Annotated in this window: 21 protein-coding genes; 9 read left to right on the forward strand and 12 right to left on the reverse strand. The window is 64.3% G+C overall.

Translation table 11 applies throughout. The annotated features are described in order from the left end of the window. Positions 1-62: 62 nt before the first annotated feature. From M1247_RS13715 to M1247_RS13745, 7 genes are read right to left on the reverse strand one after another with little or no spacing between them, the layout of a single operon-like run. Entirely contained in the window at positions 63-1,331 is a 1,269-nt protein-coding gene (locus M1247_RS13715; protein ID WP_317156893.1) for a metal-dependent hydrolase family protein, read from the reverse strand. After that, entirely contained in the window at positions 1,318-3,249 is a 1,932-nt protein-coding gene (locus tag M1247_RS13720; RefSeq protein WP_317156894.1) for a S9 family peptidase, read from the reverse strand. Before M1247_RS13720 ends, M1247_RS13715 begins: the two co-directional genes overlap by 14 nt. Then, a complete protein-coding gene (locus M1247_RS13725) occupies positions 3,242-4,228 on the reverse strand; it encodes an oligopeptide/dipeptide ABC transporter ATP-binding protein (RefSeq protein WP_317156895.1) in 987 nt (328 codons plus the stop codon). Before M1247_RS13725 ends, M1247_RS13720 begins: the two co-directional genes overlap by 8 nt. After that, positions 4,225-5,205 carry an ABC transporter ATP-binding protein gene (locus tag M1247_RS13730; protein ID WP_317156896.1) on the reverse strand — a complete coding sequence of 327 codons (981 nt, stop codon included), beginning with the start codon at positions 5,203-5,205 and terminating at the stop codon, positions 4,225-4,227. Before M1247_RS13730 ends, M1247_RS13725 begins: the two co-directional genes overlap by 4 nt. Then, positions 5,202-6,080: an ABC transporter permease gene (locus tag M1247_RS13735; protein WP_317156897.1), complete on the reverse strand. Its 879-nt coding sequence runs from the start codon at positions 6,078-6,080 to the stop codon at positions 5,202-5,204. Before M1247_RS13735 ends, M1247_RS13730 begins: the two co-directional genes overlap by 4 nt. A gap of 2 nt (positions 6,081-6,082) precedes the next feature. Further along, complete coding sequence (locus tag M1247_RS13740; RefSeq protein WP_317156898.1) at positions 6,083-7,015, reverse strand: ABC transporter permease; 933 nt, start codon at positions 7,013-7,015, stop codon at positions 6,083-6,085. 35 nt (positions 7,016-7,050) lie between these two features. After that, positions 7,051-8,586 carry an ABC transporter substrate-binding protein gene (locus M1247_RS13745; protein ID WP_317156899.1) on the reverse strand — a complete coding sequence of 512 codons (1,536 nt, stop codon included), beginning with the start codon at positions 8,584-8,586 and terminating at the stop codon, positions 7,051-7,053. A 290-nt stretch (positions 8,587-8,876) separates the two neighbouring features. Here M1247_RS13745 and M1247_RS13750 point away from each other — a divergent pair, with 290 nt between their 5' ends. Further along, positions 8,877-10,502, forward strand: a complete 1,626-nt coding sequence (locus M1247_RS13750) for a PucR family transcriptional regulator (RefSeq protein ID WP_317156900.1) — start codon at positions 8,877-8,879, stop codon at positions 10,500-10,502. Here the strand turns inward: M1247_RS13750 and lysA are convergent. After that, positions 10,476-11,813: a diaminopimelate decarboxylase gene (lysA, locus tag M1247_RS13755; protein WP_317156901.1), complete on the reverse strand. Its 1,338-nt coding sequence runs from the start codon at positions 11,811-11,813 to the stop codon at positions 10,476-10,478. The genes M1247_RS13750 and lysA overlap by 27 nt on opposite strands. A 276-nt stretch (positions 11,814-12,089) precedes the next feature. Between lysA and M1247_RS13760 the strand changes: the two genes are divergently transcribed. Next, on the forward strand, positions 12,090-13,478 hold the full coding sequence (locus M1247_RS13760; protein WP_317156902.1) for an aldehyde dehydrogenase family protein: 1,389 nt from the start codon (positions 12,090-12,092) through the stop codon (positions 13,476-13,478). Between the two features lie 13 nt (positions 13,479-13,491). Then, positions 13,492-15,012 (forward strand): GMC family oxidoreductase, encoded by a 1,521-nt coding sequence (locus M1247_RS13765; RefSeq protein ID WP_317156903.1) that lies wholly within the window; start codon positions 13,492-13,494, stop codon positions 15,010-15,012. Position 15,013: 1 nt separating this feature from the next. On the opposite strand, the gene M1247_RS13770 is transcribed toward M1247_RS13765, so the two are convergent. After that, positions 15,014-16,456, reverse strand: coding sequence for a purine-cytosine permease family protein (locus M1247_RS13770; RefSeq protein ID WP_317156904.1), 1,443 nt, complete (start codon positions 16,454-16,456; stop codon positions 15,014-15,016). Between the two features lie 103 nt (positions 16,457-16,559). On the opposite strand from M1247_RS13770, the gene M1247_RS13775 reads away from it, so the two are divergent. Both M1247_RS13775 and M1247_RS13780 read left to right on the forward strand, forming a co-directional pair. Next, a complete protein-coding gene (locus M1247_RS13775; protein ID WP_317156905.1) occupies positions 16,560-17,300 on the forward strand; it encodes a hypothetical protein in 741 nt (246 codons plus the stop codon). A gap of 73 nt (positions 17,301-17,373) precedes the next feature. After that, a complete protein-coding gene (locus M1247_RS13780) occupies positions 17,374-18,495 on the forward strand; it encodes an MBL fold metallo-hydrolase (RefSeq protein ID WP_317156906.1) in 1,122 nt (373 codons plus the stop codon). Positions 18,496-18,497: 2 nt separating this feature from the next. On the opposite strand, the gene M1247_RS13785 is transcribed toward M1247_RS13780, so the two are convergent. Beyond that, a complete protein-coding gene (locus M1247_RS13785) occupies positions 18,498-19,484 on the reverse strand; it encodes an amidohydrolase family protein (RefSeq protein WP_317156907.1) in 987 nt (328 codons plus the stop codon). A 64-nt stretch (positions 19,485-19,548) separates the two neighbouring features. Continuing rightward, positions 19,549-20,127 carry a helix-turn-helix domain-containing protein gene (locus M1247_RS13790; RefSeq protein WP_317156908.1) on the reverse strand — a complete coding sequence of 193 codons (579 nt, stop codon included), beginning with the start codon at positions 20,125-20,127 and terminating at the stop codon, positions 19,549-19,551. A gap of 127 nt (positions 20,128-20,254) precedes the next feature. On the opposite strand from M1247_RS13790, the gene M1247_RS13795 reads away from it, so the two are divergent. Both M1247_RS13795 and M1247_RS13800 read left to right on the forward strand, forming a co-directional pair. Continuing rightward, entirely contained in the window at positions 20,255-21,055 is an 801-nt protein-coding gene (locus M1247_RS13795; protein WP_317156909.1) for a class II aldolase/adducin family protein, read from the forward strand. 62 nt (positions 21,056-21,117) lie between these two features. Further along, a complete protein-coding gene (locus M1247_RS13800) occupies positions 21,118-22,464 on the forward strand; it encodes an MFS transporter (RefSeq protein WP_317156910.1) in 1,347 nt (448 codons plus the stop codon). Between the two features lie 34 nt (positions 22,465-22,498). On the opposite strand, the gene M1247_RS13805 is transcribed toward M1247_RS13800, so the two are convergent. Continuing rightward, positions 22,499-22,930, reverse strand: a complete 432-nt coding sequence (locus M1247_RS13805) for a cupin domain-containing protein (RefSeq protein WP_317156911.1) — start codon at positions 22,928-22,930, stop codon at positions 22,499-22,501. 407 nt (positions 22,931-23,337) lie between these two features. Here M1247_RS13805 and M1247_RS13810 point away from each other — a divergent pair, with 407 nt between their 5' ends. Further along, positions 23,338-23,937, forward strand: coding sequence for a sigma-70 family RNA polymerase sigma factor (locus M1247_RS13810; RefSeq protein WP_317156912.1), 600 nt, complete (start codon positions 23,338-23,340; stop codon positions 23,935-23,937). Then, positions 23,927-25,102: a GAF domain-containing sensor histidine kinase gene (locus M1247_RS13815; protein ID WP_317156913.1), complete on the forward strand. Its 1,176-nt coding sequence runs from the start codon at positions 23,927-23,929 to the stop codon at positions 25,100-25,102. The genes M1247_RS13810 and M1247_RS13815 overlap by 11 nt, the downstream gene beginning before the upstream one ends. Positions 25,103-25,160: the final 58 nt, after the last annotated feature.

Below are 25,160 nucleotides of genomic sequence, written 5' to 3' on the forward strand. Positions count from 1 at the left end.
GCCTCCGGGCCAACGAGGTATCGCGATCAATGCTCCACTGGATTGACGAGAGTCAGACGTGGTCAAGACATATCCGGTAGCCCTTGGTTCCTCGTGGACAACGCAGGGCGGTGAACGATCCGGCCGGCCTGAATGACCGCGGTCACACGATCACCCACTCCCGCCAGATCGTCAAGGTCGCCGTCGATCACGGTCAGATCAGCGACCAAACCCTCCTTGGCATAGCCGATCTGGTCGTCCAGGCGAAGTAGCTCGGCCGCGCTGCCAGTGGCCGCATGCGCGACGTGGCAGACACTCATACCCGCATGGTGCATCAGTTCGAGTTCGCGCAGATTTTCACCGTGGACTCCGACACCCATGTCGGTGCCCATCGCGATCCGGACCCCTGCGTCGTATGCACGTCGCAGCGCCGTCGCGTGGACGTCGGCCACCTCGCGGGCCTTGCGCAACGTGTCGGCAGACAACGTCGCTCCGCCCTCCGCCTGTTCGACGACCGCGACCGGGGCGATGAGAGTTGGTACCAGCCAGGTCCCGTGGCTGAGCATCAGATCGATCGCTTCGTCGTCGAGATATACGGCGTGTTCTATCGAACGGGCTCCGTGTCTGATCGCAGCTTTGATCCCCGCTGCTGCGTGGGCGTGGGCCATGACATCGACTCGCGCCGCAGCCGCCTCGGCCGCGACCTCGGCCAACTCATCGTCTCGCAGTTGGGTGCAGTGCAAATCATCTTCGGACAGGACGCCACCGGTGGTAGCAATCTTGATCCAGTCGGCACGGGCCCGCACGAGCTCACGCACTTTAAGCCGTACCTGGTCAGGCCCGTCGACAAGGCCGCCCGGCGCGCCGGGGTGGGCGTGGAAAGGGGGAATGTCGCACCCGGAGAGCAGGTGACCATCTCCGTGGCCACCGGTCTGGCTCAACATGGCGATGGAGATCAGGAGTCGCGGACCGGGGATCAGTCCCGCCTCGAGGGCACGTTTGACCCCGTAGTCGGCGCCCGCAGCGTCGCGGACGGTGGTGATTCCGGCATCGAGGGTACGACGCAGGTTACGGGCGGCTTCGTAGAACATCAGGGAGAACGGCGCCTGTTGCCATACCCACATGTCGATCCCGGTCATCATCACGTGGACATGACAGTCGATCAGGCCGGGTAGGACCGTCTGACCGCTGACATCGAGAACCTCCTCGGCGTCGAAACCGCTGCCCAGTCCAACGATCCCCCCATCGACCACCAGAACGTCGGCGCGTTCCGCTGGCGCACCGGTACCGTCGAAGACCGATCCACCGGCCAACAGCAGGCGATGCCCTTCTGCAACGTCAGTCGGCGACATGTCGGGTCATCCAATCCACGAGTGCTTCGTTCTGTGCACGCCGGACCTCGACGGGCCCGAAGGTGGAGCCTGCATGCGAGGCGCCGGGAAGCATCAACAGTTCTGCGATGCATCCTGCTCGCTTGAGCTGGGCGTAGAATTGCCTGCCTTGCTCAGGCGGACAGCGGTGGTCCTCCTCGCCCAGCACGATCAGCGTGGGCGTGATACAACGGTGCGCTTCCGATACCGGCGAACTCCGCAGGTAGGTCTCCATCGCGACTTGAGGCGTGCCGTCGAGGATCTCGGGTACGAACACCAGGCCGATATCACTGGTGCCATACATGCTCCAGAAATTGGTGACCGGATTTTCGATGACTGCGGCGCGAAATCTGTTGGTGTGCGTCACCATCCATGCGCTCATGAAGCCGCCGTAGGACAGGCCACTGACGCCGAGCCGGTCCGGATCCGCCAGCCCCTTGTCCACAGCGAGATCGACCGAATCCATCAGGTCCGCGTAATCGTCGCCACCCCAATTCCCCGTGATGGCCGACGCGAAGTCCACCCCATATCCGCGTGAACCCCTGGGATTCACCAGCAGCACCCCGAATCCGGCCTCACACAGAAGTTGCGCATCGGCGAAGAACGACTGCCCGAATGCCGACTTTGGCCCGCCGTGGATCAGCAGCACGGTCGGCAGCGCCCCTTCGCAACCGCGCGGCCGCAGAAACTTGATCTGGACGGCGGGCCGGCCGACCGCCGGCAATGACAGCTCCTCGACGTCTACGCCACGAAGCACGCGCGCATTCTGCTCAGCGGTGAAGCTCACCCTTGTGGTCGCCCCGGTCGCGAGATCACGTACCGACAGGTCGGGCGGACTGGTCAGTGTCCCACCGGCATAGAGCAACCGGCCGTTCGCAACCGCGAGCGGATACGCGCATCCGCCATCGACCACGACGGATGCGCTCTGGGATGTCCCGTTGAGCGCAACCCGGCGGATCTGGAGCCGGTCACCGGACTGTGTGCGGACAAACGCCTCGCCACCCGAGACGACAAGACGGTCTTCAGGATCCGTGTACGGCACCGGCATGTCGCCGAGCACGTCGCCTGTGACATCCAGCGCGAGCTCGTTGGTGCGAGACTCGATTTCACCTGTGGTCCGCACGACGAACAACTCGCCGAGTGCAGAAGTGACGAATCCCAACGAGGTGACCGCCACCTCCCCGTCGGCCAGGGCCGCCACGGCCAGCGCGTCGGGCAGTTGCGCAGCGTCGCGCACGGTCCCGTCCAGAGTGACGCGGCGTACGACGTAGGTCGGATCCCATTCGTCCGGACCGCTCGCGGCGAGATAGACGAGAGCCGCGGAATCCGGCTGCCAGCTCGGCGTTCCGTTGACCCAGGCGTCGTCGGTCAGCCGGTCGTGTCGACCGCTCTCGCATTCGACGACGTAGATTTCGGCGGTGGCATCGTCGACAAGTCCGACGCCGTCCAACCACCCGATGGCCCGGGTGATCCGGTACGGCGCACCATCTTTCCGGCGTGCCGGCGGGGCTGTGTAGGCGATCCGGCGGCCGTCGGGGCTCCACACCGGCCGTCCAGTCACGCCCTGGGGCAGGTCGGTGATCTGCCCGACGTGCATCGAGTCCAGCGTCAGCACTGCCAACTGCGCCGTGTCGTCGACGTCGGAGACGAACGCGATACGGGTTCCGTCCGGCGACCACACCGGATGCTGATGTCCCTTCCCCCAGTCGACTTCCGTGGCATCGCGTTCGCCCACGATCGTGATTCTGAGGGTGATGCACTCGTCGTCCCCCTCGATACGGCTGACACACCAGGCGACGCGGCTGCCATCCGGCGAGAGGTCCGCGCCATGCACGAAGGTCATCGCCTCGATCGCCGCCACCGGAGCGGACAGTGCGGTCAGTCGGCTCGACTCAGCCATTGCCTACCTTTCTGTTGCTTGCATCAACCCGTACACACGCGGCGCGATGTGATTGCGTGCCGAGCAGCGGTGGATCCTCGTCCGCACACACCGGTAACGCGACCGCGCACCGCGGCCGAAACCGGCACCCCACGCCGACCGACAGCGCGCTGGCAGGCTCACCCTCCAATGCCGGCGCGTGCGCGGCAGAGTTCCGGTGTGCCGTGGCGATATCCGGCACCGCGGCCAGCAGTGCCCGGGTATAGGGGTGCTGCGGAGACTCGAACAGTCGCTCGGTGGGGGCGTCTTCGACGACACGCCCCAGATACATGACGACGACGCGGTCGCACAGTGCGCGCACGACCCCGAGGTCGTGTGAGATGAACACGAGTGTCAGCCCGAGCCGTTCGCGAAGCTCCGACAGCAGATTGACGACCTTCGCCTGGGCTGAGACGTCCAGGGCTGACACCGCCTCGTCGGCGACGATGACATCAGGCTGCACCGCGAGCGCCCGGGCAATGGCGATACGTTGCCGTTGCCCACCGGACAGGTCGCGTGGGCGTGCATCGAGGACGTCGCCCGGGAGGCCGACCATGTCCACCAACTCGTGTAACGCTGCCTGCAGTCCCGAATCCGGCACGAGATCGTGATAGGTGAGCAGTTCGGCGAGCGCCGAACTGACGCGGCGCCGCGGGTTGAGCGACGATCCCGGATCTTGGAACACCATCTGCAGCCGACGGCGCGAGTGTGCGCTCCGTCGCGTGGTGAGCGGCTCGCCGTCGAGGTGAACAGAACCTTGTGTCGGCTTCGTAAGCCCCATCAGGACTTTGGCCAAGGTTGTCTTTCCACAGCCGGACTCACCGACTATGCCGATGCACTGTGAACGTTGGACGTCGAGATCGACACCGTCGAGTGCGCGCAGGGTGAGTGGCTGCCTGCCGTCGGGATCTCGCACCGCGAAGTGCACGTGGATGTCCCGCATCTCGATGAGTTCGCTCATGGGTGTTGTCCGATCGTGAGCAGCGAGTGGCGGAGGCATGCCGTGCTGTGGTTCTCGCCGCTGTCGGTCAACGGTGGCTGCTGAGTGCGGCAGGCGTCTTCGGCAAGTTCGCAACGCGGGGCGAACCGGCATCCGGCGGGAAAGTGCCCGGCGGCGGGTGGGTTACCGGGGATGGTTGCCAATCTCGTGGCGGTGCTGCTGATCCGTGGGACGGATTCGACCAAGCCTCGTGTGTAGGGATGTCGCGGCGCGTCAACGACCTCTCGGGTGGGGCCTTCCTCGACGATGCGCCCGGCGTACATCACCGCGGTCCGGTCGGCCACACGGGCGATGACGCCGAGGTCGTGGCTCACGAAGATCACCGCCAGGTCGAGTTCACTGCGCAGACGTTCGATCAACGCGAGGATCTGGTCCTGGACTGTCACGTCAAGCGCAGTGGTGGGCTCGTCACACAACAGCAACCGTGGTTCGACCGAAAGCGCCATCGCAATCATCACGCGCTGCCGCAAACCGCCCGAGAGTTCGTGTGGCCACGCACGACAACGCCTTCGCGGATCCGGTACACCGACTTCTGCGAGCAGTTCTACGGCCCGACCGGCGGCGGCCTTGCGGGACATCCCGTTGGCTCGGCAACCGGCCGACACCAGATCTCCCACGCGCATCGTGGGGTTCAACGAACTCATCGGCTCCTGGAACACCATCGACACGCCACGGCCACGCAGATCCCTCGGGTGCTGGGTGCGCAAAGTCCCGTCGGCGTCCGCGAAGCGGAACCCACCGGTGCTGTGCTGCAACGTCGGCGGTAACAAGCCGAGCATCGACCGGAGGGTCAGACTCTTGCCCGAGCCGGATTCACCGACCAGACCGAGGCACTCGCCGGCATGCACACGCAGCGTGACGCCATCCACCAGAGTGGGCGAGAGCATGTGGCCGACTCCGACTCGGAGGTCGTCGACTTCCAGCACACACCGCGTCATGATTTGATCCGATCGTCGAGGCCGTCGCCAATCAGGGCAAGTCCCATCGCCAGCGTCGCTATCGCGACCCCGGGCGCCGCCATGAGCCACCAATTGGTCAGGATCAGGCCGCGGCTCGAATTGATCATCGCGCCCCACTCGGGGGTGTCGATGGGGATACCGACACCCAGGAACGACAGGGTCGCAATCGCCACGATCGCCAGTCCGATATCGACCACGACATACACGACGGTCTGCCCGATGGCGTTGGGCAACACGTGATTCAGGATGACGCGGCGCTGCGGGAGGCCGCCGGTGACGGCGGCGCGTACGTAGTCGGTGTCCCGCACTCGGCGGATTTCGGTCCGCAACAGTCTCGTGTAGACGATCCAGGAGATCGCGGTGAACCCGATGATGATCGGAATTTCGCCAGGCCCCAGGAACAGCCAACCGCTGCCCGGGCCGAGGAGCCCTACCAAGGCGATGAAGAACACCAGAAGCGGGAAGGACACCACGACGTCGCAGATGCGCATGATCGCCGTATCGACGAGCTTACCGCCGAAGCCGGCCACGAGGGCTATCGCACTGCCGATCATCGCGGGGATGAGAGCACCGAGCAGCCCGATACGAAGATCGATCCGGATCGCGTACACCAGCCGGGTCCACGCGTCGCGGCCCAGTTGATCGGTACCCAGCAGATGCTGGCTGGACGGCGGCGCCAGCCGGTGCAGGAGATCCTGCGCTGCGGGATCTCCTGTCGTGATCAGCGGAGCGAACACCGCAGCCAGGACGAACAGGGCGACGACGATGCCGCCGCAGACCAGCTTGCCGCTGCCCTCGCGCCGGGTCCGACGGGGACTTTCCGTTGCCGGGGCAACTTCGATGAGTTCGATCACGGCTACGCCACCTTCGGATCGAGGAGCGCGACGGCCGTCTCACCGAGGAACGTGGAGATGACGACACCGATCGCGAAGACCAACGTGATCCCTTGCACCACATAGACATCCTGCTTTGCCGAGGCCAGGACGAGCGCACTGCCGAGCCCCGGAATATCAAAGGTCGCTTCGAGCACCACGACGCCGAACATGAGGTATCCCACATTGAGGGCCAGCAGCGTGATCACCGGCCCCAGGGCGTTGCGCATGACGTGTTTGACGGCAAGTGCAGGGCCTGCGATGCCCAATGACCTGGCCACAGCGATATATTCAGCGTCCAGCACCTCGATCAGGCTGGAACGCAAGCTGCGCACCAGCACCGGTGCGAGGGATATCGCGCCCGTGATCGATGGCAGGACGAGGGCCCGGACCAGTTCCTGCGGAGTGTCACCGAGGCCTGCCACGGGAAACAGGCCCGTGGGAATCGCCACCAGGCGGATGAGCAGAAAACCCACCCAGAATGACGGTAGGAACAGTACCAACAGCATGACCAATCGAAGAGTGTGGTCGAGGAGCCGGTCTCTGAACATGGCCGCCAGCCACGCCAGCGCGACGGCAGACAGGACAGACGCCACGATCGTGCCGGTCACCAACCAGGCCGTGTCCGAGAACCTCTGTGCCACCAGGCTCGTCACTTGTTGGCCGTCAACCGAGACTCCGAGGTCACCGCGTAGAACCCGCGCGAGGTAATCGACGTACTGCGCCGGCAGGCTCTGGTCGAGGCCGAGCTGGTGGCGCAACTCGTCGACGGCCGCCTGCGAGGCGCGGGGGCCCAACCGCAGGCGGGCGGCGTCCCCCGGGGCCACCTGAGTCAGGACGAATACGACGAGGGTAACCGCCAGCAGAACGAGGAGCAGTTGGCCGGCGCGACTGAGGAACGACCGAAGAATGCGCACGTATCAGACCCCTATCGGCCCGGCGCCGTCATACATCACTTGGTCACCCACAGTTCGTCGGCGGTGTAGAGCCGGTAGGGCGCGGGCGCGAAGCCGTGCAGATTCTTCGAAACTGCGTAGACGACGTTGGTTTGGGCCAGAGGTATCGCCGCGACACTGTCGTAGGCCTGCTTCTCGAAGGCCTGGGTCGCCGCGGACACCTGGTCGTCGCGATCAGCCTGCCGCACAGCCTGTATCGCGACGTCCGCGGATTCGACACTGTAGTCGGTGTACAGGAAATTCGTCGAGGAGATCATCCCCAGCGGGTCCAGCGGGCTCGGCGCATTCGCGCTGACAGTGATCAGCCCGAGACGGTAATCGCCCTTTTCGAGTCGATCGACGACCGTGCTCAGCGGCAACGCACTGACCGTGATTTTGATACCGGCCTCCCCGAGCATCGGTTCAAGGGCTTGGGCTGCAAGCACTTCAGTAGGTGAGGACGTGGCGACGATGACTTCGAGGTTCTCGCCGCCGTAACCGGACTTGGCAACCAATTCCTTGGCCTTTTCGAGGTCGTACTTCGACCAGTCACATGACGGGCACGGCGTGACACCGGGAACTGCCTGGGAAAGTAGAGATGTCGCCTGCTTGGCCTCACCTGCATAGCCACCTGCGATCAGGTCGTCGTGCTTGATCGCCAACGTGACCGCACGGCGGAAGTCCGCGTTGTCCAACGGCGCCGTCTTGGTCTGGGTCATGAGCACGCTGGTTCCGGAAGAGGGGCTCGACACCGTTGTGCCGGTGGGATATTGCGCCAACTGGGTGGGATCCACCTCATTGACGACATCGATGGTGCCGCTCTGAAACTGCAACAACTGCTGGTTCTGATCCGCGACGATCTTGTAGTCGAGCTTGTCCAGATACGGCAACCCGGCACGGTAGTAGAAGGGATTGCGCACCAGGGAGATCGACTGGCCCGGGACGTCGTTGTCGATCTTGAACGGGCCCGCGGCGATCGGCCTCTTCCAGTAATCGTCGGCCGTCCGGCCGCCGTAATTGTCGGGATAGATCGACGCATTCGACGTCGCCAGGATGTCGACGAGGGTCACATCGGGTTCTGACAGTTCGAACACCGCCGTGCGTGGATCCGGGGTCAGGACATCGCGCACCGCGTCGAAGTAGTTCCCGAACAGGTCGCCGGCATGCCAGACTCCGAACGAGAATTTCACGTCGGCAGAAGTCACGGGCGTGCCATCACTGAACTTGGCCGCAGGGTCGAGGATGAAGGTGATCATCTTGGCCGCCGGGTCGTACTTGTACTCGGACGCGAGCCCGGGCTTGATCGATGTTCCGTCGGCCTCTGTGCGCAGCAGCGAAGCGTAGACCTGCGCGATCGCCTGATAGCTGGACTGGACCAGCGCAAGCTGCGGATTCCAGGTGTCGATCGGGTCGGCGACGGCAATCGTGGCGGACCCGCCGCGCTGCGGCTCACCCGAGCCGCTTCCGTTCGTCCCATCCGTCGACGGGCCCGCGCAGGCGAGCGCGAAGATCATCAGCCCCGACACGGTCGCTGCGATCAGCCTCCGACGCATCCTCTTGAACGAACCTTGCACGAGTATCCTCCGCAATTCATTAGAGATATCTCCAAGCCCACCGAAGTCGGCTCCTCAGCTCGCACGCCTTGCTGTGCGCTGGCTCACACGAAGGTAGCCACCCCAATACCCGCATGTCTTGAGGGAAATCCCCGAAAACGTCGCATAGGGCTTAGGAAAATCGACAACGAAACCGGCAGCATCGGAGAGAACGCCAAAGAACCTTCACCGTCGGGTTACTCTCACCCTTCGTAGGTATCCACCAACACGACGTCAGCAGAGGATCACCGATGGATTCGGCTGTTCGATCCGCCGTCCTCAACGTGCAGCACGTCGTTGATGCCATCGGCCAGGACATCGTCACCATCGCCGCTGCGCCCGACGGCACCGACATCGAGGTCAGCGGGATCGAGTTCTACGACTCCGCACGTTCCCTACAGGCGGACCGTGGGATCATTTTGTGTCTGCCGTCCGCAGCCGGGCTGTCCGCCGACGCGCTCACTTCCGTGGCGCGACGGGCACACGAACTTGGATGTGCCGCGATCGCAGTGACGACATCCAGCCACACTCAGACCTACGTCGATGTCGCGACCGACGCCGGTCTCGCACTCTTGGTGCTGGACGACAGCTTGTCCTGGCGGCGATTCAACGTGGCGGTGTCAGCTGCCATAGCTGTCCACGGCCTCGGTGAAAGGCTGTCGGTCGCCGATGACAGCGCCGAATTGTCTGCTCTGGCAGACTCCATCGCGAACGTGTTCGGTGGATCGACCACCATCGAGGATCTCGACAGGCGGGTCGTGGCCTACTCGTCGATTCCCGGTCAACTCATCGATCCGCTGCGGACCACCGGAATCCTGGAACGTTACGTTCCGCCGTCGGACCTCGGTGACGAGCAGTACCGCCGAGTCGCCCGCGCACACGACGAGTGCCGTTTTCCCCAGTTTCGCGATGAACTCGCGCGCATCGCCATCGCGGTCAACGCAGGTGGCATGCAGCTCGGAACCATCTGGGTGATCGACCCGAGTCCGGAGACGGCGCTGACGGATGACCAGCGGCACGCCCTTCGCAGTGGCGCGGATCTCGCTGCGTATCACCTTATTCAGCGACGGGACAACGATCCGATCGACCGCAGGCGGCGGGATTCCACATTGCGCGGATTGCTGCTCGGCATACATCCGGGTGGCGAGGGACTGGCGGACCTGTTTGCCGCCGAGGCCGCGGAGTCCATCCTCGTCGGGTTCAGCCTCGGACCGCATCTGCCGTCGTCGGTCGGTACACACCAGATACGGAGCGTGGTCTCCCGACACTTTGCTCCGTACCGTGCCGCCACCGCGACCGCGGTCATCGACAACACCGCCTACGCACTGGTTCCCGGAAGCGACGTCGCCGAGATGTGTTCCACGGCCGAACGGATCTTGCGGTTCATCGGCCAGACCGTCGGCCAGCTGGCGTACGCAGGGATAAGCGCGCCGACCGGTTTGGCGAGTGAAGTCCGCCAGCAGCGCACAGAAGTCGACGAGGTGCTCGAGTGCATCGCAGCTCCGAACAAACCCGCTGTGGCAGCGGCGGTTTCCGATGTCCGCTCGCAGGTACTGCTGTCCAAGTTGACCACGGCCATCGCCTCGTTTCCCCGACTGGCGGACCCTGCGATCCGCGAGATCCTGCTCAGCGACCGCCGGGACAACACTGAGTACGCCCTGACGCTGCTGAGCTGGTTCGACAACTTCACCCACATTCCCGCCACTGCACGGGATCTCGGCCTCCACGAGAACACCGTCCGGTACCGCCTGCAACGCGCCCACGAGTTGTTCGACATCAAACTCGAAACCGCCGAGCAGAGACTGACCTTCTGGCTCGAACTTCGGGCGGCTGTCACCAACCACCGGGCGTTACTGATGCAACCCGATACCCTCTGACCGCGCGGTCGTGGGTTCGGGGACCAGGTGGGTGCGGGCCAGGTCCTCATAGGTTTCACGACGCGTGACCAGCCGGGCGTCCCCGTCACGACAGAAGACGATCGCCGGTTTGAGCGCTCCGTTGTAGTTGTTGGCGAAGGTATAGCTGTACGCGCCCGTTGCCAGGATCGCGAGGACGTCGTCTCTGCGAGGGTTGTTGAGCATGGCCCCGCCCACGAGCAGGTCCCCCGACTCGCATTGACGTCCCACGACGTCGGCCAGCGTCTCGAACGTGTCGTTCATCCGGTTGGCGATGATCGCCTCGTAGCGTTGGTCGGTCAGTGCGGCGTCGAGGTGATCGGACATGCCTCCGTCCACTGCGACAAAGGTTTTCATCGTGGTCTTGACTGTGGTGACGCTGTACAACGTGATGCCTGCGCGTGCGACCATCGCACGACCAGGCTCGACCAGCAACTGCGACTCATCGGGCAGGTACCGCTTCGCGGCTTCTGCGACAGTGCCGAGGTACTCGGAGACGCTGGGCGCCGGCTCGTCACGGGTGTACTGAACGCCGAGCCCGCCGCCGAGGTCATAAACGGGGTATTCGCCGTACGCGGACAGCGCACGAATGGACTGAGCGAACGGCAACGCGGACAGAATCTGGGATCCGATGTGCACATGCACGCCTTCGAACCGCAATCTCGGCGACTGCATCATCCGGTCGATTGCCCGCAGCGCCTGGTCCCGTGGTAGCCCGAACTTCGACGTTGCGCCGCCTGTCGACTGCGATGCGTGAGTGTCCGGTGAGACATCGGGAATCACCCGGAGCAGCACCCGCTGCTCGCGGTCGACCAGCCGCTCGAGCCGATCGATGTCATGGTCGTTGTCGACAATGATCGTGCCTACGCCCGCGTCGACGGCCATCGCCAGTTCAGCGTCGGTCTTGGCGTTGCCATGCAAGTAGATGTCTTCGGGTTCGACTCCAGCGCATAGAGCCAGGTACAACTCACCGCCACCGGCGACGTCGACTTTCAAACCTTCCTCTGCCGCGAGTCGGTACATCGCCACACAGGGAAATGCCTTCGATGCGAACAGGACCGCCGAGTTGGGCCACAACCCGGTCAGGACGCTGCGGTACTCCTGCGCCTGGTCGCGGATGCCTTTCTCGTCGAAAACATAGAGAGGAGTGCCGTACTCGCGACGAAGATCCGTTACGGCACACCCCGCGACGACCAGCTCCCCGCGCGCCGAGATCGACGCATGCGCCGGAAGAACGGGCGCAAAAGCACTTCCCGTGATGTTATCGCCGCGACGAGTTCCCGGATCGGGCATCAAACTCTCCAATTCACGTGGTGGGTAGGAATGAACGTATCCAGCCCGTACATCACAGTCATTGGAGAAAACCGCGAAAATCGCCTCGCCCCCTCGGGTATCACCACGATCCGGGTCGGAGGTTGATCGGGTGATCTTCCAGGCCGTGGCAGGCATCCTGGAGGGCCTCCCCCATCGTGGGGTGCCATCGAGGACCCGCGCTGCTGAATCAACCGCTCGAGCCACCAGCATCAGGAGTGTATCTTTATCGTAATAAAACTACGAAAGGTGCGTTTGATGGCTGTCACCGCCGCGGCGACCGGGTGTCTGATCGATCCACGCACTGGCCGGGAGAATGGCCGGGTCCCGGTCGGGCGTGAAGCTCAGGTGGACGCGGCCTACACGGAAGCGGTGCAAGCGTTCACGCTGTGGAGTCGCACGACACCGGGGCAGCGGCAGGAATCGCTGCTGGGCATCGCCGACGAGATGGAGGATCTCGCCGATGAGTTCGTCGAAGCCGAGTGCCGCGACACCGGCAAATTGCCCGACGTCTTCCACGCCGAGGAACTGATGCCGATCATCGACCAGATGCGCTTCTTCGCGGGTGCCGCACGCACCCTCGAGGGACGTGCGGCAGGCGAGTACGTCGAAGGCCACACGTCAATGATCCGGCGCGAGCCGGTCGGCGTGGTCGCGGCGATCGCGCCATGGAATTACCCCCTGATGACGGCGGTGTGGAAGTTGGCCCCCGCGTTGGCGGCGGGCAACGCCGTCGTGTTCAAGCCCGATGCCGCGACGCCATCGAGTGCCCTACTCCTGCAAGACATCTGCGAGCGACACTTGCCACCCGGGGCCGTCACGGTGGTGTGTGGAGATCGCACGACCGGCGAACTGGTGGCATCGCACCCCGACGCGGCCATGGTGGCGTTGACGGGATCTGTCGAAGCCGGCGTCGCGGTTGCCAGGAACGCCGCCGCGGACCTGCGGCGCACGCATCTCGAACTCGGCGGCAACGCCCCGGTACTGGTGTTCGAGGACGCCGATGTCCACGCCTGTGCGTCAATGGTCAGCGGCTCCGCCTATTACAACGCAGGGCAGGACTGCACCGCGCCGTCACGGATCCTCGTTCACGACTCGGTCGCCGACGAACTCACTGCCGCATTGGTCCGAGAAGCCCATGACCTCCTGGCCGGCGATGCCGACGATCCGAACCACGGTCGCAGCCCGTTGATCAGCGAGTCCCAGCGCGACCGCGTCACCGGACTCGTCGCGAGAATCGGCACGCACGCTCAACTCCTCACCGGCGGTGCGGCAGAACCCCGCCCAGGATTCTTTTTCCAGCCCACGGTCATCACCGGAGTGAAGCAGTCCGACGAGATCGTCCAGGAGGAGATCTTCGGCCCAGTCCTGACGATCCAGCGTTTCGCCACCGAGGACGAGGCACTCGACCTGGCCAACGGGGTTCGCCAAGGGTTGGCCGCCGGCGTCTGGACCCGGGACGTTGCGCGCGCTTTCCGGGTCACCAGCGCCCTGGATTTCGGTGTGACCTGGGTGAACACCCACGTGACCACCGCAGCCGAGATGCCGCATGGCGGATTCAAGTGTACCGGTGGCGCACAGGATCTTTCGATCTATGGGCTGGAGGCGTACACCCGGATCAAGCATGTCCTGATGGCCTGGAGCTGAAGGGCCGCCCGTGATGGCTACTTCTACAACTGAGGTACTGGTGCTCGGAGCGGGCACCGCAGGCTGCGTCGTGGCGGCACGTCTGCTCACTGCGGGCCATCGGGTGACACTGCTCGAAGCGGGTCCCGACCATGGGACGTTGGCGGCGGGAAACTGGCCGGCCGACTTGCTGGACGCGTCGGCCTTACCCGTGGAGAGCCACGACTGGGGCTACCACGGTGTGGGCGCGGGCGGACAGCCACTGCCCTTCGAACGCGCCAAGGTGATGGGCGGTTGCTCGTCCCACAACGGCTGCACGCAGACAGTCGGGTGGGCCGGTGACTACGACAGGTGGGCAGCGGACTCCTGTCCGGGCTGGGACGCCGCGAGCCTGCAGCCGGACTTCTGCCGTGCCGCTTCGACGCTGAGACTGCGCCGCTACGACGAGGACGAGATCCAGCCGTTTCAACGGGATTTCATTGACCTGTGCATCGAATCAGGCCTCCCGTACCTGCATGATCTGCATCAACTCGACGGCCGGCAGGGCGTGGGGTGCGCACCGGTCAACACCGTGGACGGGGTGCGTTTAAACACCTCGTTCGCCTACCTCGATGACCTGCACGCAGATCCAAGGTTGACGATCGTCGACCGCGCGATGGTCGACACCCTCGTTGTCAGAACCGGCTCCGTCATCGGCGCCCGCTACCTTCGGGACGGACTCATCCATACCGTCTACGCCGACCACGTCGTCCTGTCCGCAGGCGCCTTCGGCTCACCGGAGATCCTGCTGCGCACGGGAATAGGTCCTGCCGATCACCTGGTTGGGCTGGGCCTGCCGGTGTTGCTTGATCGGCCCGGCGTCGGGGCGAACCTGCACGAACACCCCACCGTCCAGTTGGAGTATGCGGCGACCGCAACCCTCGCCGCAGCGCTGACCGAGTTCGCCTCGACCAGATGGCTTCCCGAGGAACAATCGATCGCCAAGCTGGCGTCGCCGTTCTCGGACGGTCCGTTCGACCTGCACGTCTATCCGTGGATCGAACCCGATTCGACGATCGAAAGTGGCTGGCGTGTCGTATTTCCCGTCAGCCAGCTGCGCCCTCGTTCCCGCGGCTCGGTCCGATTGCGTAGCGTTGACCCGATGGTTCGGGCGGCGATCGACCCCGGCTTCCTGACCGACACCGCCGGAACGGACATCGGCTCGTTGCGGTTCGGATTGGAATGGATAACGACACACATCGTGTCCCGAATGGCAGATCGGAACCTCGCCTGGGCGTTGCACGATCTTGCCGAGCACCGGGACGTCGATGCGTGGATCCGGCGCAATCACACGCACTACTGGCATCCTGCCGGCTCCTGCCGGATGGGGTCACCTGCCGACCCGATGAGCGTGGTGGGTCACGACGGTGGCCTGATCGGCCTGGGCGGGCTGACCGTCGCGGACGCGTCGATCTTTCCGACCATTCCCCGCGCCACCCCGGCGTCACCCGTCGTCGTTGCGGCCGAGCGGATTTCACGGTTTCTGCTCGGCGATACCGGCACCGTCACTGGGTGATTCAGATCTGCGCGTCCGTCGTGACGACGGGCTCCAGAGCCGGGGCCTGGGCCGGCAGCAGAAGGTAGACGACCCCGGAAGCGACAGCGGCGAGCAGAAAGCTCAGGTCGATCCCGCCGGTCGAGTCAAGTAATGGTCCGCGAAAAAGGGAGGTGTCGATGCCGAGCATGCCGACGCCCGCGCCGACCACCCACGCGGCAGTCGCCCGGACGCTCCATCCGGCCCGGTACCAATAGATTCCGCCACGAGCACGCCGGTTGTAGATCTGCAGCGCGTCAAGGTCATAACGACCGCGCAGTTGTGCGTGTCCGATCAGGGTGATCACAGCCCATGGCGTCCCCAGGGTTGTCAGCATCAACACGAACGCCGTGATTGCGTCCTGCGCATCCCAGACGAAATGGCCGTAGAGCACCAGCACGGTCGCCACGACGGCCACGATTCCCGTCGCCGTCGTGCGACGAAGGCTGGGCACGATGGCGTCGAGGTCGAGGCCCATGTCGTAAGCCAGCATGCTCGAGTTGCCCAGTGTCCCAAAGAGTCCGCTGAGAGCCAATGGAATGAGTAGCCACAGCGGTGCGGCCAGCACCAGCGACGTGACGTAGTCTTCGGTCGCCCGCGTCGCCAGGGCGGTGAACGTTCCGAACAGCTGAGGGACGAAGAGGCCGACGAACAATCCCAGCGCCGTTGCCGTGAGGACCGAGCGAGACGTCGTCGTGCGCGGTGACATATAGCGGGTGTAATCGCCCAAGACGGTGATGTAGCTGATCGGTCCGCTGATTCCCACGATGACGACGGCAAGGGCCCACGTCGGCCAGAAACCGCCGCTGGCGTACTCGTTCACGATCGGGTCGGTGGTGAAGGTGTGCGCATAGGCGGCGACCGCGAGGATCATCATCGCGATGGTGCCCACGACTATCCATCGGTTCAGGCGGACGACCCAGTGGTAGCCGACCACGGCGACAAGGATCGTCAGAGCCGCCATGACGATGTAGACGATGGTGTAGGTCGTTGCACCATCCGCGATGCCCGCCATGCGATGAAGGAGCACGACGACGATTCCGCCGCCGGTCCAGATGATCAGCGCCGTATAGCCCAGCGCGAGCAGCAGCCCGATCGCCGATCCGAGAAGTCGCCCTCGCACGCCGAAAGTGGCGCCGCTGCTGGTCGACAGATTGGTCGCGGTCCGCATCGAGATCAGGGACAGCGGCGTCACCAGCGCCGTGCCGATGAGGGTGCCAAGTGCCATGGCCGACACGCTCGCCCAGAACCCGAGGCCCATCGAGACCGGCAACCACCCGAACAGGACCGTTCCGAGCGACATATTGGACCCGAGCAGTACACCGAGAATGTCTCGCGGCCGCCCGGTTCGCTCGCTCTCGGGAATCGTGTCGACGCCATGCGACTCGATCGCGGCGGTCCGGGCGGCACCGGATTCTGATGCCATGACTGATCTCCTACCTGGGGATACGAACAGGGCCAGTAGACATATTCGTTACATCGTAAATAAATTACGTAATTCCCGGAGACTGTACGCTAACATCGGGAACGTGCCTAGAGTCGCGATTGGCCAAAAATCCGCAAAGGGAAATCCGGCGCGCCGCCGTCGGCCGCGCGAGGAAACCAGAGCGCTCTTTCTGGAGGCTGGAACCCGGATTGCCATCAACCGGACTGCCGAGCCGACGGCACGCGATCAGAACTTCCTGGCCGGCATCCGCGTGACCGACGTCCTCGCCGACATCAACTCCGGCGAAACCGTGCAACTGACCACCGGTGCCTTCTACCAGATATGGCCGAGTCAAGCCGAATTCCAGCGTGAACTGCTCACCCACGTAATGGATCAGATCGCGGTGCCCGGAGGCGACGAAATCACGACGCTGGTCTTCCACCTCGTCGCCGAACGGACCGACGTGGACGAGATCTTTCGGCGCCTGGCCGATGAAGACTTCCGCCTCACCCGGGAGTCGCCCGAGCTCTTTCTGGCGATCGGACTCGGAGCACTGGCGCCTGCCGACCTGGTCCACGACGCCCAACGGGGCGCGAACGAGCAGTACGTCGCCTCGATGGGGCGCGTGCTGAACGGTCTACTCACCTACGCGCATCGCCGCCTGCGCCCGGGCCGCACCATCGAGGACCTCATCTGGGCGATCGAGGCGCTGAGCATCGGCTACCTCTTACGATCACGTACCGATCCTGATGTCCCCGAACGCGTCGACCCCGACGGTTGGAGCGCCCGCGCCTCCGCATTCCTGGGCGTGGTCGAAGCATTCACCGAACACATCCCCGATTAGGCCGTTGCCTTCACACCGACGATCGACTTCGCGCGTCGCGGCGCGCTGAGATTCCGGGCGCCTTGTTTGTCCTATGATCGCCCGTATGGGGGACTCCTGCGGATGCCATCCCCCACATGGGCAGGCGATCTCGCGACGGTCCATCTTGGCGGCTTCGATGTCGGCCATTGCCGGCGGAGCCGTTCTCAGCGCATCGGCCGGCGCCCCAGAGGCATCGGCACAGACCGCCCCGACGTTGCCCGCCAACGCGCTGATCACCCTTGGAGTACAAGCCGGACCGCCACCGGTCCCGCACAGGACCGGTATCTCCTCGGCACTGAAGGTCGGAACTGATGTCTATCAAATCGACTGCGGCCTGGGCTCTTTGAATGCCTTTACCAATGCGGGTCTGCGTTTCGACGACCTGAAGAGCATGTTCATCACCCACCTGCATACCGACCACATCGTGGACTACTTCAGCTTCTTCCTCTCCGGCGGTTACACGGCAGCGAAGGGCAAGGCCCCGGTGACGGTGTACGGCCCCGGCCCGGCCGGCGGTCTGCCCCCGAGCCGGGTCGGCAACCCGAATCCCGCCACGATCGACCCGGACGACCCGGTGCCGGGCCTCGCTGCGACCACCACGGCGCTGCAACAGGCGTTCGCCTATACCAACAACATCTTCATCCGCGACATGGGCACCGACGACATCCAGGCCTTGGCGGACGTCACCGAGATCGCCGTGCCGCCCGGGTCCGACTACCTGAACCGGTCGCCACTGATGGCGCCGTTCCCGGTGATGTCCGACGACAACGTGACGGTCACCGCCACGTTGGTGTCCCACTACGACGTCTACCCGGCGTTCGCCTTCCGCTTCGACCTGAAGGATCTCGGGACATCGGTGACCTTCTCGGGCGACACCACCAAATCCGACAATGTGATCACCCTTGCCCGGGGCACGGACATCCTCGTACACGAGGCGCAGTTCAGCCTGGATGACGCGTACTACGGCAACAGGTTTCCGCCGAACTACCTCGTCAACTCGCACACGTCTGCCGAGCAGGTCGGCGAGGTCGCCGCGGCGGCGAACGTCAAGCACCTGGTCCTGAGTCACTACGAGCCCACCGACCTTCCGGACTCGCAATGGTTCGATGCCATCGGCAAGCACTACTCCGGCAAGGTCACCGTCGCCCGAGACGGCCAGGTCTTCGAACTCTGATCCTAGGCGCCCAGGTGCCGCGGGAGCCGATCACCGAAGAGCCGAATCGCATTCTCGGAGCTGACTTTCCGAAGGGTGCCGGCATCCATCGGATAGGAAGCCAGAAACGTCGCACCATCCTCGTTGTCATCCATGGGATAGTCCACCGAGAACATCACCCGGTCGGCACCCATCACCTCAAGAGTGCAGGCGAATGCAGGCGGACAGAAGTTGCCGCTGGTGGTGACGTAGAAATTGTTGAGCAGGTACTCCGAGGGCAATCGTTGGAGCCGGTTGCCGGAATCGCCGCCGAGCCCGTAGTACCGGTCGATCCGATAGGCGGCGAACGGCAACATCTCGCCAAGATGCCCGATGATCATCTGCAGCCGCGGAAACTTGTCGAACAAGCCCGAGTAGATCAGCCGCAACACGTGCGTACCTGCCTCAGCGGCGAACCCCCAGGACGCGAGGTGCATTCCTTGGGCGACATACGGTGCGAACCAGGCCGCCATGACCGCCGGATGCGGCGTCGTCGGGTGCAGGTAGATCGGTGCACCCAACGCTTCGGCGCGTGCAAAGAGACCCTCATACGCCGGATCGTCGAGGTAACGCCCTTGACAGTGCCCGTTGATCAGCGCGCCGACGAGGCCCAGCTCGGTGACGGCACGCTCGAGCTCGGCGGCAGCGGCATCGGGGTCTTGGGTCGCCAGCGTCGCGAAGCCCCCGAATCGGCCGGGATGTGCGCGCACCGTCTCGGCCAAGACGTCATTTGCACGACGGGCAAGGTCGACGGCACGCGCGACGTCGGCCTCCTCTTGCACGCCCGGGTCGAACAGCGACATGATCTGGAAATCGATTCCGGCAGAGTCCATTTGCTCAAAACGCAACGGACCCCGGTCATACAACCTCTGGTACGCCACCGGATTACCGGACTTCAGCCAGGTGGCCACGGTATTGCCGGTGCTGGCCGGATCCCAGGCGAAGTGTTCCTCGAGGGCGATCAACGTCATGTGTCACCTTTACACCCAGTTGCGCCCTGCTTCGCCTCGACCCGCGGATCCAGCCGGTGTCAGCTCAGGCCGGATGCGCGTTGTTGTTCACGCCGCCCGTGCCCGCTGTCACGATCAGTACCGTCGCCGGCTCGTCCGTTGCATTCCGGAGGTGGTGAGGCATCTGCGCCTCGAAATGCACGACATCGCCCGTCGCCATTTCCAGGTCCTCGGATTCCTGGACGAGGCGAACGTGCCCCTGTAGCACGTAGATCCACTCCTCACCGGCGTGGTGCACATTGCGGTTCGTGGTTCCGTGCGGCTCCAGTTCGAACCGGATCGCGGTGAGTTGATTCTGACCCACGATGCCGCTCAGGGGCGTGTACGTACCGCCGGTGCCGGCATAGCTGAGCGCGCTGCCGTCCTTGATGACATGCACGGCTTCGTGTGGCTCTTCACCGACGAGTTGCCCCAACGGCATGCGGTACGCGCGGCCGAGCTCGATCAGCAGACCGATCGACGGTTGCCTGTCGCCACGTTCGATGCGGGACAGATGAGCGACGGAGACGCCGGCTTGAGATGCCGCGTCGGTCAGCGTCAGGCCGAGATCCCGCCGAGCCCGCGCCAGCCGCGCAGCGATGCGTTTCGTCGTCGAGTCTGACACGCGAATCACCCTACCTTGACCTCACAGGCAACGATTTTGCCTATCAGGCTTGCATTCGAGTTTTGCCTGTGAGACAAATATGTTGCCAAAGCGACGTGTTGGCAGTCACAACGGAAGGTCGGACGACATGACGCAGATCCACGAAAAGCCCACTGAGCAGCACTACGAGGTGCTCGATCTCGAACCCCTCCCCGAGGGAGGCAGGTCCATCGACGAAGAGCGTTTGCACCGTAAGCAGCAGTTGGCCGCGGCTTTCCGCATCTTCGCCCGTTACGGATTCGACGAAGGTATCGCCGGGCACATCACGGCACGGGACCCTGAACATCCCGAGCATTTCTGGGTGAACCCCTACGCGGTCCACTTCTCCCGCATCAAGGTCAGCGACCTGCTACGGGTGGACGAGAACGGCAAGGTCATCGAGGGCACCAAGCGGACCAACAAGGCCGCCTTCTCCATCCACTCGACGATCCACGAAGCACGACCGGATGTGGTCGCCATCGCGCACGCCCACACAATTTACGGTCGCGCCTGGTCCGCGCTGAGCCGACCGCTGGACCCGATCATTCAAGAGGCCTGTGCCTTCTACGACGATCACGTCGTATTCGACGAATACAACGGCTTGGTGCTGGAACGCGATGAGGGGGAACGCATCGCGGCCCGGCTGCAGCATCGCCGCGCCGCGATTCTGCGGCACCACGGTCTTCTGACGGTCGGCCGGAGCGTAGAAGAAGCGGCGTGGTGGTTCATCACCATGGACCGCGCATGCCAGGCGCAGTTGCTGGCCGAAGCGGCAGGCACGCCACATGTCATGACCGACGAAGAAGCGACGATGGCGCACCGCCAGTTCGGAAACCGGAACATGGCCAGGCACGGATTCCGCCTGCTCGCCGATCTGGTGTTCGACACCGAACCCGACGTCCTCGACTAACACCCTGACCGCGGCCGCACTCAGGGGCCGAACCGCTTCGCCTTCTGACGCAGGAGTTCACGATGGATACCCAGAGCACCGCCGCACCCACCTCGCCGAAACTGGTGGCCTTCGCCAGCAGCGTCGGCGCCACGATCGAATGGTATGACTTCTTCATCTACGGCACCGCCGCCGCACTCGTCTTCAATCGACTGTTCTTCCCGAGTTTCTCCTCTGTCGCAGGCACACTGGCCGCCTTCGCGACATTCACCGTGGGGTTCATCGCCCGACCCCTCGGCGGCGCGATCTTCGGACACTACGGAGATCGACTGGGCCGCAAGACCATGCTCATCGCATCACTGCTCATCATGGGCCTGGGCACGGGACTGGTCGGGCTTCTCCCCACCTACGACACGCTGGGTCTCGGCGCGGCCGTCCTCCTCGTGACGCTTCGCATCCTTCAAGGTATCGGCCTCGGCGGCGAATGGGGCGGAGCAGTCCTGATGTCTGTCGAACACGCACCGCCCCGGTCCCGGGGACTGTACGGCGCACTCCCGCAAGCGGGGGTACCGATCGGATTGATCCTTGCCACTGCGGCTTTCACGTTAGTCTCGCGACTTCCTGACGACGCGCTCTACACCTGGGGCTGGCGACTGCCGTTCGTGTTCAGCTTCGTCCTCGTCGGGATCGGCCTGGTCGTCCGGTACAAGGTGGCGGAATCTCCCGTCTTCCAACAGGCCAGATCATCGGCGGGAACCCACCGGTCCCCGCTGCGGGAGACAGTCCAAAAGCAGTGGCGAAGCGTGCTTTTGGGTATCGGGCTCAGGTTCTGCGAGAACGGCTCGTTCTACATCTACACCACATTCATCCTCGTGTACGGCACCACCCATGCCGCCTGGTCGCGGGAACAGATGCTGATCGCTGTCATGATCGCCGCCGCTCTGGCGCTCATCACGATCCCGTTCTTCGGATGGGTGTCAGACCGGGTCGGACGCAAACCCATCTTCATCGCGGGGACGCTCGGATCCGCTGCCATCGCCTTCCCGTTGTTCATCGGCGTCGACTCCGGAAACTCGGCGATCCTGTGGGCGGTGTGTCTCGGAGCCCTCGGCGTAGCGTTCGCCGCCATGTACGGCCCGGAAGCAAGCTTCATGTCCGAGCTGTTTCCGACCAACGTCCGCTACAGCGGCATCTCGCTGTCCGCCCAGATCGCCGGCGTGCTCGCGGGTGGATTCGCCCCATTGATCGCCACCGTTCTGCTCGCGCGCGCCGGCCACTACTGGCCCGTTGCCGTGTACCTGATCGTCATCGCCGCAATCAGTTTCATCGCCGCAGTCCTTGCACCGGAGACACATCGCCAAGACCTCAACCAGTCCCTGGACGCATCACCGGACGTGGTCGAGGCCACGCCCGAACGGGCGCCTGCGTAGTCGACGGACGGTCCGGCCATGCCGGTCACTCAGGTCAGGCGAAATCGCAGCCGGGGCTCGGCACACTGTCCGAGGGCGGTGCGGCCGCGGGATCGACGTAGGTCACTTCCAGCACGACAGGCACCGAGCCGAGGTTTCGACCGATGTGGGGATGATCGGCACCAGCAGGATCGGTGAGCGCAGCACCGGCCTCGTAGACACCGTCTTGCCGGCAGTCGGCGCCGTAATGGGTGAGGACACCGGCCTTCACGATCCCGTACACCTCGCCGCGGTGGGTGTGCCACCCGGTGCTGCCGTTGGGCGCAATCGTGATCTCGCTGACGATGTAGTCCTTGCCATTGACGGTCTGCTTCGACAACACCGTTGAACTGGCCCCGACGGGTGGAGTTGCACCGGCCACGGGCATCGACACATCGACGGGTGTGAGTGCCGCCGCGGCCGACAGTGCCGCCGCTCCGATTGCCATGTTCCGCGTGCTCCGTCGCATCGTTGCCTGCTCCTTCTGTCCACTGTTCTGTTGCACGGTGTACGACCCGATATTGACTGCTGTGCAACTGCCTTCGGCCGCGACCCGGTGAGCGACCACGCCAATTGATGCGAAGGCCACAATGACGGAAACACTTCCCTTTGTGACCGACACCACACCGTATCGGCCGTACCGGCTAGCAGGTATGGCGTGTGGGTGCCAGCGTCGATGACTCCCGTTCACCGTCGGGACACGATATTGGCGACTTTCCATTCGCGTCGGTCGAGCATTCGGATCCGTACCCCGCACGGAGACGGCGTGACATCTGCACTGGGTAGGAGCGTGACAACCGTGGTGGATCGCGACTTCGTGGGCTTGAAATTCGCCTACCGCGCGGAGCTCGGCGCATGACAGTGACGGTGAGCGACCGCTGCGGCGATGAACTGTATGCGGACACCTTCCGGCGCGACGTGCTGCCGTTGACAGGATCGCTCCTGCGAGATGCCAAGCGGCTCACGCGCAGTCATGCCGATGCCGAGGACCTCCTCCAGGAGACATTGATGCATGCCTACGCGGGATTCCACGGCTTTCAACCAGGGACGAACCTGCGAGCGTGGCTCAGGCGCATCATGCGCAACCGGTGGATAAGTGAGTACCGCCGTATGGAGCGTCGGCCGGCAGAGGTTCTTGCCGAAGACGTCAGCACCCGGATCTCGGGGCCTTCCACACATATGGCGTTCCTTCAACCATCGGCCGAAGATCACGTTCTGGCGGCACTGCCCCATAGCGAGCTCGCCACCGCCATGGCCGTGCTGTCCCGCGATAATCGACTTGTTCTTTATTACGCCGACGTCGAAGGCTATCCACTTCGCGAGGTGGCCAGGCTTATGAATATCCCGGTGGGGACGGTGATGTCTCGCCTTCACCGCGGCCGCCGTCGACTTCGAGCCGAGCTCACCACCCAGCGGCTCGCGGCAGCGCCGGAAGGTGGGCCGCATGCCGGGTAGTCCGGCAACTCGTCAGCATGACCGCACTGAACTGCATGATCTCACCGAGACACAGTCTGCGCTAGCACGTCTCGCGGCACTCACTGCCAGGGGTGTATCGCCGTCGGAGTTGTTCGCCGCGGTCACCAACGAGGTGCGGCGACGCTTCGGGGCGACGACGGCCCGGATGATCCGCTACGAGAGCGACGGCACCGCAACCGTACAGGCCAATGACGGCACCATCGGCGCGCACGTGCAGGTAGGCCAGGAGTGGCGCGGCTATCCCGAGACCGGGCTCACCCGAACGGTATGGACCACGGGACGTCCGGCGCGCGTGGACGATTACGGTCAGATCCCCGGCGGTGACGTCTACACAGGAGAAGGGCTCATTGGTGCGGTCGGGGTGCCGATCTTTGTGCATGGCACGCTGTGGGGACTGATCGCCATCGGCTCCTCCGACGGCGCCCTGCCGCTCGATGCCGAAGAGCGACTGCTCGCGTTCACCGCCCTCACCGCCACTGCGATCGCCACCGCTCAGGGGCGTGCCGAGATAGCAGTATCCAGGGCGAGGATCGTCGCAGCCTCGGATGAGTTGCACCGAAGACTTGAGCGTGACCTTCACGACGGCGCACAACAGAAGCTCGTGAGCCTGGCGATGCTCCTGGCGGAGATGTCCGAAAGCAACGCCGGCTCAAGTTGTTTCCAAACCGATCTCGACGAGGCATCAAAGATGGTGATCAGTATCGTCGAGGATCTGCGGGAGATGGCACGGGCGATTCACCCGCCCCTGCTCACCGAAGCCGGCCTCGGGCCGGCGCTGCGGGCTCTTGCCCGGCGATCAGCAGTACCGACCAAGGTGCGGGTCGAAGTGCCCTCGCGGATGCCTGCGCCTGTGGAGCTGGGCGCCTACTTCGCTGCCTCGGAGATGCTGACCAACGCGGTCAAACACGCTCACGCGAACAATGTCGAGATCGCGGCCGTGCTGACCGACCATGTCCTGCGGCTCACCGTGAGTGACGACGGGGTCGGCGCCGGCGACCAGCTCGAAAAGTACGGTCTGATCGGTCTGCAGGACCGGGTGGAAGCCCTCGGCGGACGGCTCATCATTGACAGTGCGTCCGACGGCGGCACAGTTGGCTACTGCGAAATTCCCACCCGTCACGAAGCTTTCATGCACGTGGAGTGACGTTCATCTATGCGTCCTCAGCTGAGTCCGCCCAGGTATCCGATATGGCCGGGGCGCA

This window comes from Mycobacterium appelbergii (assembly GCF_032883035.1).
Taxonomy (GTDB): Bacteria; Actinomycetota; Actinomycetes; order Mycobacteriales; family Mycobacteriaceae; genus Mycobacterium; species Mycobacterium appelbergii.